The following is a 12407-nucleotide window of genomic DNA, read 5'->3' as shown; positions in this document are numbered from 1 at the left end:
GCACTTGGGTGCGCCCTGGGTGTCCTAATTCCTTATGGCACCTAGGGCACCGCTGCAAAAGGCTGCCTGCTTTATGCCGTTACCGAGTCGGTTTCGGGCACGTAGTCGGGCTGCGTTTCGCGCACGCGCCGGATAAAGATTTCGTTGATGCTCGGGATACGCTCGCGGAAAGCGTGCACCTCTACCCCGCCGGCACCGATGAGGTAGCGCAGCAAATCGTTGGGCGTGAGGTCGTGCAAAATGCGAATGCGGGCGTAGAAGTGGTCGTTTTCGCGCTTCTTCTGCTCAATAACTTCAAAGTCGGGGTGCACCACCATCAGTTGGCCGCGGCCCTCCACCTCGTAGGTTTGGGTACGGTAGGCGTTGCGCACGTCGCGCACTTGCCCATCGAGTACTTTTTGCGAACGGTTAATCAGGGCAATGTGGTCGCACAGTTCCTCAACCGACTCCATGCGGTGCGTGGAGAAGATGATGGTGGTACCCTGCTCGCGCAAGGCCAGGATTTCATCTTTCAGTAGGTTGGCGTTGATGGGGTCGAAACCCGAGAACGGCTCATCCAGAATAAGCAAGGCAGGATCGTGCACCACGGTGGCCACAAACTGTACCTTTTGCTGCATGCCTTTCGAGAGGTCCTCTACGTTTTTGCTGGCCCAGGTTTTAATATCGAACCGGTCGAGCCAGTACTTGATTTTCTGGTGGGCTTCGGCTTTTGATAAACCTTTGAGTTGGGCCAGGTACATCAGCTGCTCCCCTACTTTCATTTTTTTGTAGAGGCCGCGTTCTTCGGGCAAGTAGCCAATCTGGCCGATGTGCGCAGGGTTGAGCCGCTCGCCCCGAAAACGGATTTCGCCACCATCAGGCCCGGTAATTTGGGTGATGATGCGGATCAGCGAGGTTTTGCCCGCACCGTTGGGGCCGAGCAGGCCAAAAATGGAGCCTTCAGGCACCTCGAGACTCACGCCATCGAGGGCGGTGTGGTTGGCGTACTGCTTGCGTACGTCGATTGCCTGTAAAATTGGTTTCACGGCCGTTGAGAAATGGTTGTGGACAACAAGGTAGAAACTTCGGGCGCACGGCGGTTCATACCCAGGGCGAATCTTAAACCAACGGTCGTTTCATTGCCCCGAACCGTTAAATATTCGCCCCGAATTGCCATGCCTGCCCAAGCTTTAGTTGGTAGCTTGTAGATCGTGCAGGTACCCTTCGAGCCGATCGAGGTGTTGCCCGTAAAGCCGCTGCAGGTACCAGCGCGTAAACTTTTGCAAGGCCAGGTAAGCAAGCCAGCCGATAATCAAGTAGCCTATTACCAATGTGCCTACCATCAGCGCCAGCTTCAGGCCTTCCGCGGTATGGGCAAATCGCAGCACCTGCATCACGAAGCCTATGCCAAACGAGCCGAATAACGTGAGCATGGTGGCGCGGTAATAAATCTGCACCAAGCGGCGCAGGCTGCGGCTCTGCTGTTCCAGCTGCTGCCGCAGGTCGCCTACGCCGGGCGCCAATCCGTCGTTTAATACCCGAAATTTCTGGTAGATATAAAACAGAAAACCGACGGCCACGAGCAGCAGCCAGCCAGCCATGGTGCGCGTGTAGGGCTGCTGGCCGAATAACATAATGCTGGCCGCCACGGGCAAGGTCAGTAGCGTTAAGCCTACTTCCCACTGGGCGTTGCGACGGATGCGTTGGAGCGGGCTACTAGACGGTTGATTAAGGATGGCTTGCATGGCTTCAGGTGTTAAGCGAGCAGTCGGTTCGGTTGGTTGTTGGCGCCAGCGCTGGCGCATCTCGTCGAGTTCCATGGCTAAGCGTGAGCAAACAGGGTGCGGAGTTTCTCTTGCACGCGGTGCATTTTCACGCGCACATTGTTTTGGGTGATACCCAGGATGTCGGCCATTTCCTCGTAGCTGCGCTCCTCGAGGTACAGCAGCACAAAGGCCTTCTCTACCTCCGATAACCGTTCGATGGCGCGGTACAGCTGAGCCAGGTCGTCGCCTAGGTCGTCGGGTGGCGGCGCGGCGTAAGGAGCATCGGGCTCGAGTGCGGAGATATTGGGCTGGCGCGTGCGGCGGCGCAAGTCAGATATTGCCACGTTCAGGGCCACGCGGTAAAGCCAGGTGCTAAGCTTGGCCGCGCCGGGCTGATAGCGAGGCCAAGCTTGCCAGAGCTGCAGCACAATTTCCTGGTACAAATCCTGGCGGTCGTTGGCATCAGGGCAGTACATGCGGCACACACGCCACAGCAGGGGCTGATACTCGGTGATGCGAGCAGTGAAATCGGCAGATGAGGGTGCGGCAGGGCTCATGAGCAGCTAAGTCGGTGAATTAATCGCACTACTCGCCGCCACATTACAGCCTGGGTCAAATATTTTTTGATCGTCAATACCTTTACTCCCATTCAACAACAAAAAAGCCCGACCTGACAAACAGATCGGGCTTTTGCAGGGCCTGTAGGCCTCCTGCTACTTATTGAAAGTACTCCTTCACTTTCTCGAAGAAGCCTTTCTCGTTTTTGCCGGGGCTAGGCGTAAAGTTCGGCGACGAACGCAGCTTCTCTAGCAGGGCCCGCTCGTCGTTGGTTACGCTCTTGGGCGTCCAGACATTAATATGAATAAGCTGGTCGCCTTTGCCGTAGCCGTTCAGATCGGGAATACCCTTGCCGCGTAGGCGCAGGATTTTGCCCGCTTGCGTGCCCGGGTCAATCTTCACCTTCACCTTGCCCTCAATGGTGGGCACCTCAACGCTGGCACCTAGGGCCGCATCGATGATGGAAATGTACTGATCGAGCACCACGTTGTTGCCGTCGCGCTTCAACAGCTCGTGCGGCTCCTCCTCAATTTGAATGAGCAAGTCGCCGGGCACGCCGCCGCGCTCGGGGTAGTTGCCCTTGCCGCTCATGCTCAGCTGCATGCCCTCGGCCACGCCCGCCGGAATGTTGATCGGAATGATTTCCTCCTGCAGCTGGCGGCCTTCGCCGTGGCACACGTCGCACTTGCTCGTTACCACCTTGCCTTCGCCGTGGCAGGTGGGGCAGGTGCTGCTGCTCACCATTTGGCCGAGCATGGTTTGCACCACGCGCTTTACCTGGCCTTGGCCGTGGCAGGTGCCGCAATCCTGCAGCTCGGTGCCGTTTTTGGCACCCGTGCCCGAGCAAGTGTTGCAGGCTGTGTAGCGCTTCACCTTAATCTTCTTCTCAACGCCGTTGGCCACTTCCTCCAGGTCGAGTTTCAGCTTGATGCGCAGGTTGGTGCCTTTGCGTATGCGCCGGCCTTGGCTGCGCGCACCGCCGCCGAAGAAGCCCTCGAAGCCGCCGCCACCGAAGATGTCGCCGAACTGCGAGAAAATATCTTCCATGCTTGGGCCGTGGCCGTTGCTGGCACCGCCCACGCCTTGGTGGCCGAACCGGTCGTAACGGGCACGCTTCTGCTCGTCGGACAATACCTCGTAGGCCTCCGCGGCTTCCTTGAACTTGTCTTCGGCCGTGGGGTCGTCGGGGTTCTTGTCGGGGTGAAACTTGATGGCCACCTTGCGGTAAGCCTTCTTGATTTCATCAGCCGACGCGTTTTTGGCTACGCCCAGTACTTCGTAATAATCTCGCTTCGTCGCCATGGTACGCGCCTCGCGTTACTTGTTGTGTTGTTATTGACCTAGCACCACCTTGGCGTGGCGGATTACCTTATCGCCGAGGTAGTAGCCTTTTTCTACTTCGTCGACCACTTTGCCCTTCAAATCTTCCGACGGGGCCGGAATCTGGGTAATGGCCTCGTGCAATTCGGGGTCGAAGTCCCCGCCTTTCGTCTCCATCGTCTGCAGGCCTTTTTGCTGCAGGGCTTTGGTGAGTTTGCCGTAAATGATGTCGATGCTCTCGCGCACCATGCTGGCATCTTCGGTATTCTGCGTATGCTGGCGGGCGCGCTCAAAGTCATCGAGCACAGGCAGCAGCACCATCATCAGCTCCTGGTTGGCCGTCTTGAACAGGTCGGCGCGCTCCTTGGTGGTGCGGCGCTTGTAGTTCTCGAACTCGGCCGCCAGACGCAGGTATTTGTCTTTCAAATCAGCTATTTCTTGATCGGCACGCGAAGCATCGGCCGCAGGCGCACCGTTATCGGTAGCTTCTTGAGTGGGTTGCTCGTCAAACATTTCGCCGGCTACGTGGTCGGCATTGTTGGTCGCACCATTGGTTTGCTGCGACTCTTCGGCGTGCGGGTATTGTGCGTCAGCCATTCCTTACAACTTCTATTTCAGGGGATGGGTGTTCCTATTCAGAACTCCTACAGGCACAAGGAGCCTGCCAAAGGCCTTCACGGTGACATAGTGGCACAGAAACCTCAGCCCTAGGTGGTTTAGTTCAGACAAAGTAACGCAGCTTGCCACACTTGGCCGGCCAAATGGCGTACTCAGCCACAGCTGATACTTTTGCCTGCCCTTTCGGTCCATTTCGTCCTAAAAATGTTTATAGGCCCATTGGTTAGTTGGTATCTTTGCGGCGCCAGCATCCGCCTGCAAAGGCAGCTACCTCCCACGCGCACTTAGCCTACAAGCTCATCATGTCAAGCACCGCTCAATCACAAGATTCGACTATGCAGCTTGAGGTAAGCGAGTTCAGCAGAGAGCTGCACCAGCACGGCACACACGCTGCTCTTAAATATCTCAACAACCGCACACCCCACCGCTACACGGGCATTTTCCGCTTCGATGGCACCATGCTCCGCAACGAGGCCTTGTTCGACCGGTATAACCCCTCGCAGGAGAAAGGTGCCGATGCCCCCATGGAAGCAACTTACTGCTCGTTGGTAGGCCGGCAGCAACAGCCCCTGGAAATAAATGATGCCTCCACCGACGTGCGCGTAAAAGGCATCATCGATACGCCCGTTGTGTCGTACTGCGGGGTGCTGATTCGCGATGGGCAGGGCCAACCCTTTGGTACACTGTGCCACTACGATATGCAGCGCTGCCAGGAGCGTAGCACCGATTTGCCACTGCTCGAAGCCGCTGCCCAGCTGTTTTATGCACAGCTAAGGCCAGCGGCTTCCTAGGTTAGTTAGCAGCACTAGTCGAACTGGTCTTCCGACAACTCGGCATCGTCGTCCTCAAATTCTTCCTCGTCGTTGCCTTTCTGCACCCAAATGCTATGCCGTAGCGGCTTCGGATCTTCTCGGCGGGCCTCCTGAATTTGTTGCCAGAGCAGGTCTTTCAGCTTTTGGATGTTCTTCTGCGTGATGCTGGAGATGAACACGTGCGGCACGTCAGCAGGCAGAGTCGCCTCAATTTCAGCTTCCAACTCCTCATCCAGCATGTCGGCCTTTGTGATGGCCAGCACACGGCGCTTTTCCAGCAAGTCGGGGTTAAACTGATCCAGCTCGTTGAGCAACACCTGGTACTCGGCGGCAATATCCGGCGAGTCGGCGGCAATCATGAACAGCAGCGTGGCGTTGCGTTCGATGTGCCGCAAAAAACGTAGCCCCAGGCCTTTGCCCTCAGCCGCGCCCTCAATAATACCCGGAATATCGGCCATCACAAACGACTGGTAGTCGCGGTAGCCCACCACGCCTAGGTTGGGCACCAGGGTAGTGAAAGCGTAGTCGGCAATTTTGGGCGTAGCGGCCGATACCACCGATAGCAATGTGCTTTTGCCAGCGTTTGGGAAGCCCACCAAACCCACATCGGCCAGCAGCTTCAGCTCCAGAATATTCCAGACCTCCTGGCCCGGCTCGCCCGGCTGCGCATAAGTTGGCGCCTGGTTGGTAGCCGACTTAAAATGGTCGTTGCCGAGGCCGCCGCGGCCGCCCGGCGTCAGGATTATCTGCTGCCCGTCTTCGGTAATTTCCGCTCGTATTTCGCCCGTTTCGGCGTCGCGCGCAATCGTACCTAGGGGCACTTCCAGAATAATGTCCTCGCCTTGCGCACCGGTGCGCAGGTTTTCGCCGCCGCCTTCGCCGTGGCCGGCAATTACGTGCTTTTTGTACTGCAGGTGCAGCAGCGTCCAGAGTTGTTTGTTGCCTTTGAGGATAATATGACCACCGCGGCCGCCGTCGCCCCCGTCGGGGCCACCTAGGGGCTTGCCCTTGGCACGGAACATATGGCGCGAACCCGCCCCGCCCCTACCCGAGCGGCAGCAGATTTTTACGTAGTCGATGAAGTTGTTTGAAGCCACCTCGTTTGAAATTCTGAATTGTAGATGTGGAATTCTGAATTGGAACGCGTTGGGCGTCTTCAGAAAAAAGTCGTCATCCTGAGCAAAGCAAAGGACCTTCTCAGGCTAGAACGAGTTGGGTAAACAACGTTCCGTCGTGATAAGGTCCTTTGCTTTGCTCAGGATGACAGTTGGTGTCAGCAGTTGCGGTGCCGGAACACCCCAACGCCGCAAAGCTACGCTTTTACCTCGTCGGCAGCTTGGTCGCCATCGATTACCGTGGCGGGCTGATGCGAATCAATCAGGTTGCAGAGCTGCTGGAAGATGCCGTCGATGGAGCCAATGCCGTTCACGGCGTGAAACTTGTCTTGCTCGGCGTAGTACGAAGCTACCTGAGCGGTTTTGGTGTTGTACTCCACCACGCGCCGACGAATCAGGTCTTCGTTCTGGTCGTCGGGGCGGCCCGAGGTTTTGCCACGCTCGAGCAGGCGCTTCACCAGCTCGTCTTCGGTTACTTCCAGGGCAATCATGCAAGAAATACCCGTGTCGTAGCGCTGCATCAACTCGTCGAGGGCTACGGCCTGCGGGATTGTACGCGGGAAACCATCGAAGATGAAACCACCGGCGTTGCGGTTGCTGGCCAGCTGCGACTCGATCATGCCAATCACCACCGCATCGGGCACCAGCTCGCCGGCATCCATGAGTTTTTTGGCCGTAAGGCCAAGCTCGGTGCCTTGAGCAATTTGCGAGCGGAGCAAGTCGCCGGTGGAGAGGTGTACCAGGCCATAACGTTGGATGAGGTTTTGGCTCTGCGTTCCTTTACCAGCCCCGGGAGGGCCAAACAACACAATATTAAGCATGACGCGAGGAAGCGGGAGGGATTGTGAGAAAAACGGGGGCGAGTGTAATATAAGAAAGATTAGCCAAGTCTGAGCGCGCTAGACAGCGCGGTACAGGTCGCGGTAGTTACGGCCGAGGCCGTCGTAGTCGAGGCCGTAGCCCACTACAAAGTCGTTCGGAATGGCCAAGCCTTGGTACTTGATGTTGAGTTGGTGCTGCAGGCATTCGGGCTTGATGAGCAACGTTGCTACCTCAACCGATGCCGGTTGCTTGGCCTGCAATTGCTCGAGCAGCGCCTTCATGGTGTGGCCCGTATCGACAATGTCTTCCAGAACCACCAGGTGTCGGCCTTCTACGGCTTCCTGCAGACCTAGGATTTCCTTTACCTCGCCGGTACTGCTGGTGCCCTGGTATGAGGCCACCCGAATAAAGCTAATTTCGCAGTCGATGGTCAGTTCCTTCATCAGATCCGAAGCGAACATGAACGATCCGTTGAGTACTGCCAGCAGCAAGGGTTTTTGGCCGGCGTAGTCGCGGTTGATTTGTTCGGCTACGGCGCGCACGGCGGCTGCCAGCTGATCTTCGGAGAGGTAAGGAGCAAACTCTTTGTTATGCAGCGAGATAGTAGCCTGAGGCATGCCAGGGGCGGGTTGGTCCGGGGCGAAAGTGCCGCGAAGGTACGACAAAAAAGAGCAGCCCTCCCGGTTGGCAGGAAGGCTGCTCCCTAATCGCAGGGCATCGACGCCTTATTCGGCCTGGTTCAGCAACGAGGTCAGCACGATGCGCTTGGCCTCGGTGCCTAGGTCGGCGTAGCGCACTTGGGGCTTGGCAGCCGGCAGCACCTGCTCGGTAGCCGGGCGCAGTGGTGCCGGTGCCACCCCGCGCTCAGGCGGCACTTCGCCTTCCTTAGCAATGTGCGGTGCAATCACCAGCGACACGATGCTCATGAGCTTGATGAGGATGTTCATCGAGGGACCTGAGGTGTCTTTGAACGGGTCGCCCACGGTGTCGCCGGTTACAGAGGCCTTGTGCGCATCGGAGCCTTTGTACTCCATTTTGCCATTTACCATCACGCCCTTTTCAAACGACTTTTTGGCATTGTCCCAGGCACCGCCGGCGTTGCTCTGGAACATGGCCATCAGCACACCCGAAACGGTAACGCCAGCCAGCGTGCCGCCCAATACTTCGGGACCAAATGCATAGCCGATGATGATGGGCGAAATCAGGGCGATGGCACCAGGCAGCAGCATTTCGCGGATGGCGGCTTGGGTTGAAATAGCCACGCACTTTTCGTACTCGGGGCGGCCCGTGCCCTCCATGATGCCCGGAATTTCGCGGAACTGACGCCGCACCTCCTGCACCATGGCCATTGCTGCGCGGCCCACAGCAGCAATAGCAAGTGCTGAGAAGATGAACGGTATCATCGCCCCGATGAACAGCCCCGCCAACACGCGGGCATTGCTGATATCGATGGCGTTGATGTTGGCCGTGCCCATGAAGGCGGCAAACAGCGCCAACGAGGTAAGCGCAGCCGAAGCAATGGCAAAGCCCTTGCCCGTAGCGGCCGTGGTGTTGCCTACTGCGTCGAGAATATCGGTACGCTCGCGTACTTCCTTGGGCAGTTCGCTCATCTCGGCAATACCACCGGCGTTATCGGCAATTGGTCCGAAGGCATCGATGGCCAACTGCATAGCGGTGGTAGCCATCATGCCTGCCGCGGCAATAGCCACGCCGTAGAGCCCGGCAAATTCGTACGACAGCACAATGCCCGCTGCCAGCACAATAATGGGCAGCACCGTCGACTCCATCCCCACTGCCAAGCCACCAATTACGGTGGTGGCGTGGCCGGTACTGCTCTGGCGCACAATGCTGAGCACGGGGCGCTTGCCCATGGCCGTGTAGTACTCGGTAATCATGCTCATCAGGGCCCCTACCACCAGGCCCACGGCTACGGCCCAGAATACATCCGTAGCCGTGAAGGGCGCCGAGCCCAGGCGGTTCATACCTAGGGTGCCGCTGGGCAGGATGTAATGAATCACAAACCAAGAGGCAACGCCGGTTAACAAGATGGAAATCCAGTTGCCCATGTTCAGGGCGCCTTGCACGTTGCCGCCTTCCTTCACCCGCACAAACAGGATACCGATAAGCGAGAAAACAATGCCTAGGCCCGCTATGACCATCGGCAGCAGTATCGGCGAGAGGCCGTTGAAATTGTCGCCGGCAGCCACTACCTCGCGGCCCAGCACCATGGTAGCCAGAATGGTTGCTACGTACGAACCGAACAAGTCGGCACCCATGCCGGCTACGTCGCCTACGTTGTCGCCTACGTTGTCGGCGATGGTAGCGGGGTTGCGGGGGTCATCTTCCGGAATGCCGGCCTCCACCTTACCCACTAGGTCGGCGCCTACGTCGGCAGCTTTGGTATAGATGCCCCCTCCTACGCGGGCAAACAGCGCAATGCTTTCGGCACCTAAGGAAAAGCCCGTGAGTACCTCAAGGGCTCGTTCCATTTCGGGGCCGTTGGCACTAGCATTGCCCACAAACAGGTAGTAGAAGGCGATAAACAAGCCACCTAAGCCAAGCACGGCCAACCCGGCCACGCCCATGCCCATTACGGAGCCGCCCGCAAACGATACATTCAGCGCTTGCGACAAACTTGTGCGCGCGGCCTGGGCAGTGCGCACGTTTGCCTTAGTGGCAATCTTCATTCCGATGTAGCCTGCAGTAGCCGAGAAAACGGCGCCCAGCAAAAACGCACCGATGATGAGTGGGTGCGAGCGTTCGTTGCCAAAGCTCAAGAAGCCGAGAAAGGCGCAAGCAATAAGCGCGAACAGGGCCAATACGCGGTATTCAGCTCTCAGAAAAGCAATGGCGCCGTCGGCGATGTAGCCAGCAATAGAGCGCATGCGTTCGTCGCCGGCATCTTGCCGGGCAACCCAACCCGAGCGCAGCGCCGTGTAAAGCAGCGCTAGCACCCCGAGTACGGGCGCGAGGTAGAGGATAATCATAAGGCGGTGTTAGGGTTGAAAAGGAAGTGAAAGGAGAGAATAGCGCAGCTTGGCGCTTGAAAAATAGAGGTTTTAAGCACAAGCCCAACTATTTCCTTCCAACGTCCAGCTTACAACTCCCGCATCAGCACCTGATACAAGCGCAACATGCTGTCAATGTCGGCTTTATGCACAATCTCGTTTGGGGTGTGCACGTTGTCTTCGGGAGCCCCCACAAAGCACCAGTCCCAGGGCTGCGCACCGTGCTGCAACTCCTTGCCATCGGAGCCGCCGCTGCCCTCTACTTCCAGCTGGTGCGGTATGCCCGATGCCTTGGCTATCTGGCGAATGCGCTCCACATAGGAGCGTCGCGGAATAAGCGAGTCGCGCAAGGAGATGACGCAGCCTTGGCCAGCATGTACCCCTTCGGTCACCCAAGTTATGTCGCACACCAATGCTTGGCGCACGCCGTAGTGTTTGTAGATGTAATCGGCCAGGTAAGCTACCGAGCCGCCGCCGTGCTCCTCCCAGCAGCTAAACGCCACAATGCCATGCTCCAGCGTCTCGCACAGCCGCAATGCCGTCCAGACACCTAGGCGGTTGTCGAGGTAGCAGCTTTGTACGCTTTCCTCGGTCTCGCGGAAGTCGCAATGGAAGGTAAGTTCGGTGCCCCGCTCAATCTCCCGGTTGAACTCATAACCCAATGCTCCCGTTTGCTCGTCTACTATTAGCGTACAATCAATTTCGCCCTGCCCGTCCTGCCCTACTAACCGGTAACCCGTTTCGGCATCCGGCCCACCTATGCGCACCAATTGTTTGCCGTACCGAACCGTGAACCCAATGGAATCGAGATGCGCAAAAACTGCTGTTTTAGGATTACCAAACACCAGAATAATACAATCCTGAAACTCTCCGCCAGCCAGTACTGTTGGCTGAACTCGCCAGCTGGGCGCCTGCTCCATAATGTAGCGGAGCACGAATTCAGTGAGCGGGGCTTCGTGCCCGGAGGGTGCCGGAGTGCGGCAAAGAGTGTGCAGTAACTCCATAGGAAAGGGTGTTTCGTCCAAATTCTAACCTAAATAGCGTATTTTAGCTGTTCCGTTTGGTAGCGGAGCACCAAGCTATCCTGTTGCCTTCCGTTTCCTTTAGCTTATTCCATGACTTTCCATCTGCGTTTTATCCTGTCGGTGCACTTGGTAATCGGCTTGTTGCTAGCCTTGCCTGGTTCGGCAGCCGCTCAGCAGACCGACACGACCAAGCGCAACGCGCCCATCCGCAATATTCAGCTGGAGAACGTTGATGTGGCGCCCGGAGCAGTGGACACGAAAGGTTGGTTGCTGCTCGATAAGGATATTCAGCTGGAGCTGGATGGTGCCGTGCGCAACCTTTATAACTTTAAGTACGACAAGGCCGAAAAGCAATTCCGCTCGCTGCGCCGCCGCTACCCTAATCACCCTATGCCTTACTTCCTCCTAGGCCTTAGCCAATGGTGGAAGATCATGCCCACCAACATCCAAACTACGCTCTACGATCGGCCCTTCTTTGCTTACATGGATACGGCCATCGTGAAAGCCGAAAAGCTATACGAACAGGACAACCGCAACTACGAAGCCTGCTTTTTCTTGGCCGCTTCGTATGGGTTCGACGCCCGCCTGAATGCCGAGCGGGCCAATTGGCGTAAGGCCACCGTTTCAAGCAAACGCTCCCTGAAGTACCTTGAGCTTAGCAAAGAGGCTAACGGCTTAAGTCCCGAGTTTCTCTTTGGGCAGGCGCTGTTCAACTACTACGCCGTTTGGATACCCGAGAACTATCCCCTGCTCAAGCCTGTGCTCCTGCTCTTCCCAAAAGGCAACAAGCAGCTTGGCTTGCAGCAGCTCCGCAACGTAGCCGACAACGGCGTGTATGTAGGCCCCGAAGCAAAGGTGTTCCTGATGCGCATCCTCAACAACGAGGAGAACAACCCAACGGCGGCCATGCCCATTGCTCGCAACTTGGCCGTTAATTACCCCGACAATGGCTACTTTCAGCGCTTCTACGCGTTGCTGTGTTTCAACGAAGGGGAGTTTCGCGAGTGTGAGCGGGTAAGCCGCGACATTCTTGACAAGATCAACCGGGGCTTTCCGGGATACGAGGGCATCAGCGGCCGTTATGCCACCTATTTCCTAGGTTGGCTGATGCAGAACAAGTACAAAGACATTAACAAGGCCAAAGAGTATTACCAGCGCTGCATTGTGTTTGCCGAAAGCACCAACGAAACCAGCGGGGGGTTTTACCTCTACTCCAACCTAAACCTTGCCCGCATCGCCGATAAGGCCAAAGACGTAAAAACGGCCGCACGCTATTACGATGTAGTGCGTACCAAAGCCGACCACAAAAGCGAGCAATACCGCGAGGCGAAAGCCTATCTGAAGAAGAACAAGAAGGGCTAATCCCCTTTTGTTGCTTACCTGG

12 protein-coding genes are annotated in these 12407 nt (G+C 57.1%); 2 read left to right on the top strand and 10 right to left on the bottom strand.

Annotated features, from left to right (window positions below):
• Positions 1 to 71 precede the first annotated feature (71 nt).
• The 5 genes from ASU33_RS02100 to ASU33_RS02080 form a co-directional block, all read right to left on the bottom strand.
• Positions 72 to 1025 (bottom strand): ABC transporter ATP-binding protein, encoded by a 954-nt coding sequence (locus ASU33_RS02100; protein ID WP_059067642.1) that lies wholly within the window; start codon positions 1023 to 1025, stop codon positions 72 to 74.
• A gap of 144 nt (positions 1026 to 1169) precedes the next feature.
• Positions 1170 to 1799, bottom strand: coding sequence for a hypothetical protein (locus ASU33_RS02095; RefSeq protein ID WP_059067640.1), 630 nt, complete (start codon positions 1797 to 1799; stop codon positions 1170 to 1172).
• Positions 1800 to 1801: 2 nt separating this feature from the next.
• Positions 1802 to 2302 (bottom strand): RNA polymerase sigma factor, encoded by a 501-nt coding sequence (locus ASU33_RS02090; RefSeq protein WP_059067638.1) that lies wholly within the window; start codon positions 2300 to 2302, stop codon positions 1802 to 1804.
• 160 nt (positions 2303 to 2462) lie between these two features.
• Complete coding sequence (gene dnaJ / locus ASU33_RS02085) at positions 2463 to 3605, bottom strand: molecular chaperone DnaJ (protein ID WP_059067636.1); 1143 nt, start codon at positions 3603 to 3605, stop codon at positions 2463 to 2465.
• Between the two features lie 30 nt (positions 3606 to 3635).
• Complete coding sequence (locus ASU33_RS02080) at positions 3636 to 4220, bottom strand: nucleotide exchange factor GrpE (protein WP_286130387.1); 585 nt, start codon at positions 4218 to 4220, stop codon at positions 3636 to 3638.
• Positions 4221 to 4543: 323 nt separating this feature from the next.
• Between ASU33_RS02080 and ASU33_RS02075 the strand changes: the two genes are divergently transcribed.
• Complete coding sequence (locus tag ASU33_RS02075; RefSeq protein ID WP_149866994.1) at positions 4544 to 5032, top strand: GAF domain-containing protein; 489 nt, start codon at positions 4544 to 4546, stop codon at positions 5030 to 5032.
• Between the two features lie 14 nt (positions 5033 to 5046).
• On the opposite strand, the gene obgE is transcribed toward ASU33_RS02075, so the two are convergent.
• The 5 genes from obgE to ASU33_RS02050 form a co-directional block, all read right to left on the bottom strand.
• On the bottom strand, positions 5047 to 6150 hold the full coding sequence (gene obgE / locus ASU33_RS02070; RefSeq protein ID WP_078062801.1) for a GTPase ObgE: 1104 nt from the start codon (positions 6148 to 6150) through the stop codon (positions 5047 to 5049).
• A gap of 215 nt (positions 6151 to 6365) precedes the next feature.
• On the bottom strand, positions 6366 to 6989 hold the full coding sequence (locus tag ASU33_RS02065) for an adenylate kinase (protein WP_059067632.1): 624 nt from the start codon (positions 6987 to 6989) through the stop codon (positions 6366 to 6368).
• A gap of 78 nt (positions 6990 to 7067) precedes the next feature.
• Positions 7068 to 7607 carry a hypoxanthine phosphoribosyltransferase gene (hpt, locus tag ASU33_RS02060; RefSeq protein ID WP_059068321.1) on the bottom strand — a complete coding sequence of 180 codons (540 nt, stop codon included), beginning with the start codon at positions 7605 to 7607 and terminating at the stop codon, positions 7068 to 7070.
• Positions 7608 to 7715: 108 nt separating this feature from the next.
• Entirely contained in the window at positions 7716 to 9977 is a 2262-nt protein-coding gene (locus ASU33_RS02055; RefSeq protein WP_078062800.1) for a sodium-translocating pyrophosphatase, read from the bottom strand.
• Between the two features lie 110 nt (positions 9978 to 10087).
• Positions 10088 to 11002, bottom strand: a complete 915-nt coding sequence (locus tag ASU33_RS02050; RefSeq protein ID WP_059067631.1) for a M20/M25/M40 family metallo-hydrolase — start codon at positions 11000 to 11002, stop codon at positions 10088 to 10090.
• A gap of 111 nt (positions 11003 to 11113) precedes the next feature.
• On the opposite strand from ASU33_RS02050, the gene ASU33_RS02045 reads away from it, so the two are divergent.
• Complete coding sequence (locus ASU33_RS02045; RefSeq protein ID WP_078062799.1) at positions 11114 to 12385, top strand: tol-pal system protein YbgF; 1272 nt, start codon at positions 11114 to 11116, stop codon at positions 12383 to 12385.
• Positions 12386 to 12407 lie beyond the last annotated feature (22 nt).

The sequence above is a fragment of the Solirubrum puertoriconensis genome (assembly GCF_001483135.1).
Lineage (GTDB): Bacteria > Bacteroidota > Bacteroidia > Cytophagales > Hymenobacteraceae > Solirubrum > Solirubrum puertoriconensis.
Note: the sequence above shows the minus strand (reverse complement) of the source record. Positions and strands in the feature narration are given on the sequence as shown.

Coding starts and splice junctions, on each gene's coding strand:
- ASU33_RS02095 (WP_059067640.1), bottom strand. CDS start 1,799: ATGGAACTCGACGAGATGCGCCAGCGCTGGCGCCAACAACCAACCGAA.
- ASU33_RS02090 (WP_059067638.1), bottom strand. CDS start 2,302: ATGAGCCCTGCCGCACCCTCATCTGCCGATTTCACTGCTCGCATCACC.
- dnaJ (WP_059067636.1), bottom strand. CDS start 3,605: ATGGCGACGAAGCGAGATTATTACGAAGTACTGGGCGTAGCCAAAAAC.
- ASU33_RS02080 (WP_286130387.1), bottom strand. CDS start 4,220: ATGGCTGACGCACAATACCCGCACGCCGAAGAGTCGCAGCAAACCAAT.
- ASU33_RS02075 (WP_149866994.1), top strand. CDS start 4,544: ATGTCAAGCACCGCTCAATCACAAGATTCGACTATGCAGCTTGAGGTA.
- ASU33_RS02065 (WP_059067632.1), bottom strand. CDS start 6,989: ATGCTTAATATTGTGTTGTTTGGCCCTCCCGGGGCTGGTAAAGGAACG.
- hpt (WP_059068321.1), bottom strand. CDS start 7,607: ATGCCTCAGGCTACTATCTCGCTGCATAACAAAGAGTTTGCTCCTTAC.
- ASU33_RS02055 (WP_078062800.1), bottom strand. CDS start 9,977: ATGATTATCCTCTACCTCGCGCCCGTACTCGGGGTGCTAGCGCTGCTT.
- ASU33_RS02050 (WP_059067631.1), bottom strand. CDS start 11,002: ATGGAGTTACTGCACACTCTTTGCCGCACTCCGGCACCCTCCGGGCAC.
- ASU33_RS02045 (WP_078062799.1), top strand. CDS start 11,114: ATGACTTTCCATCTGCGTTTTATCCTGTCGGTGCACTTGGTAATCGGC.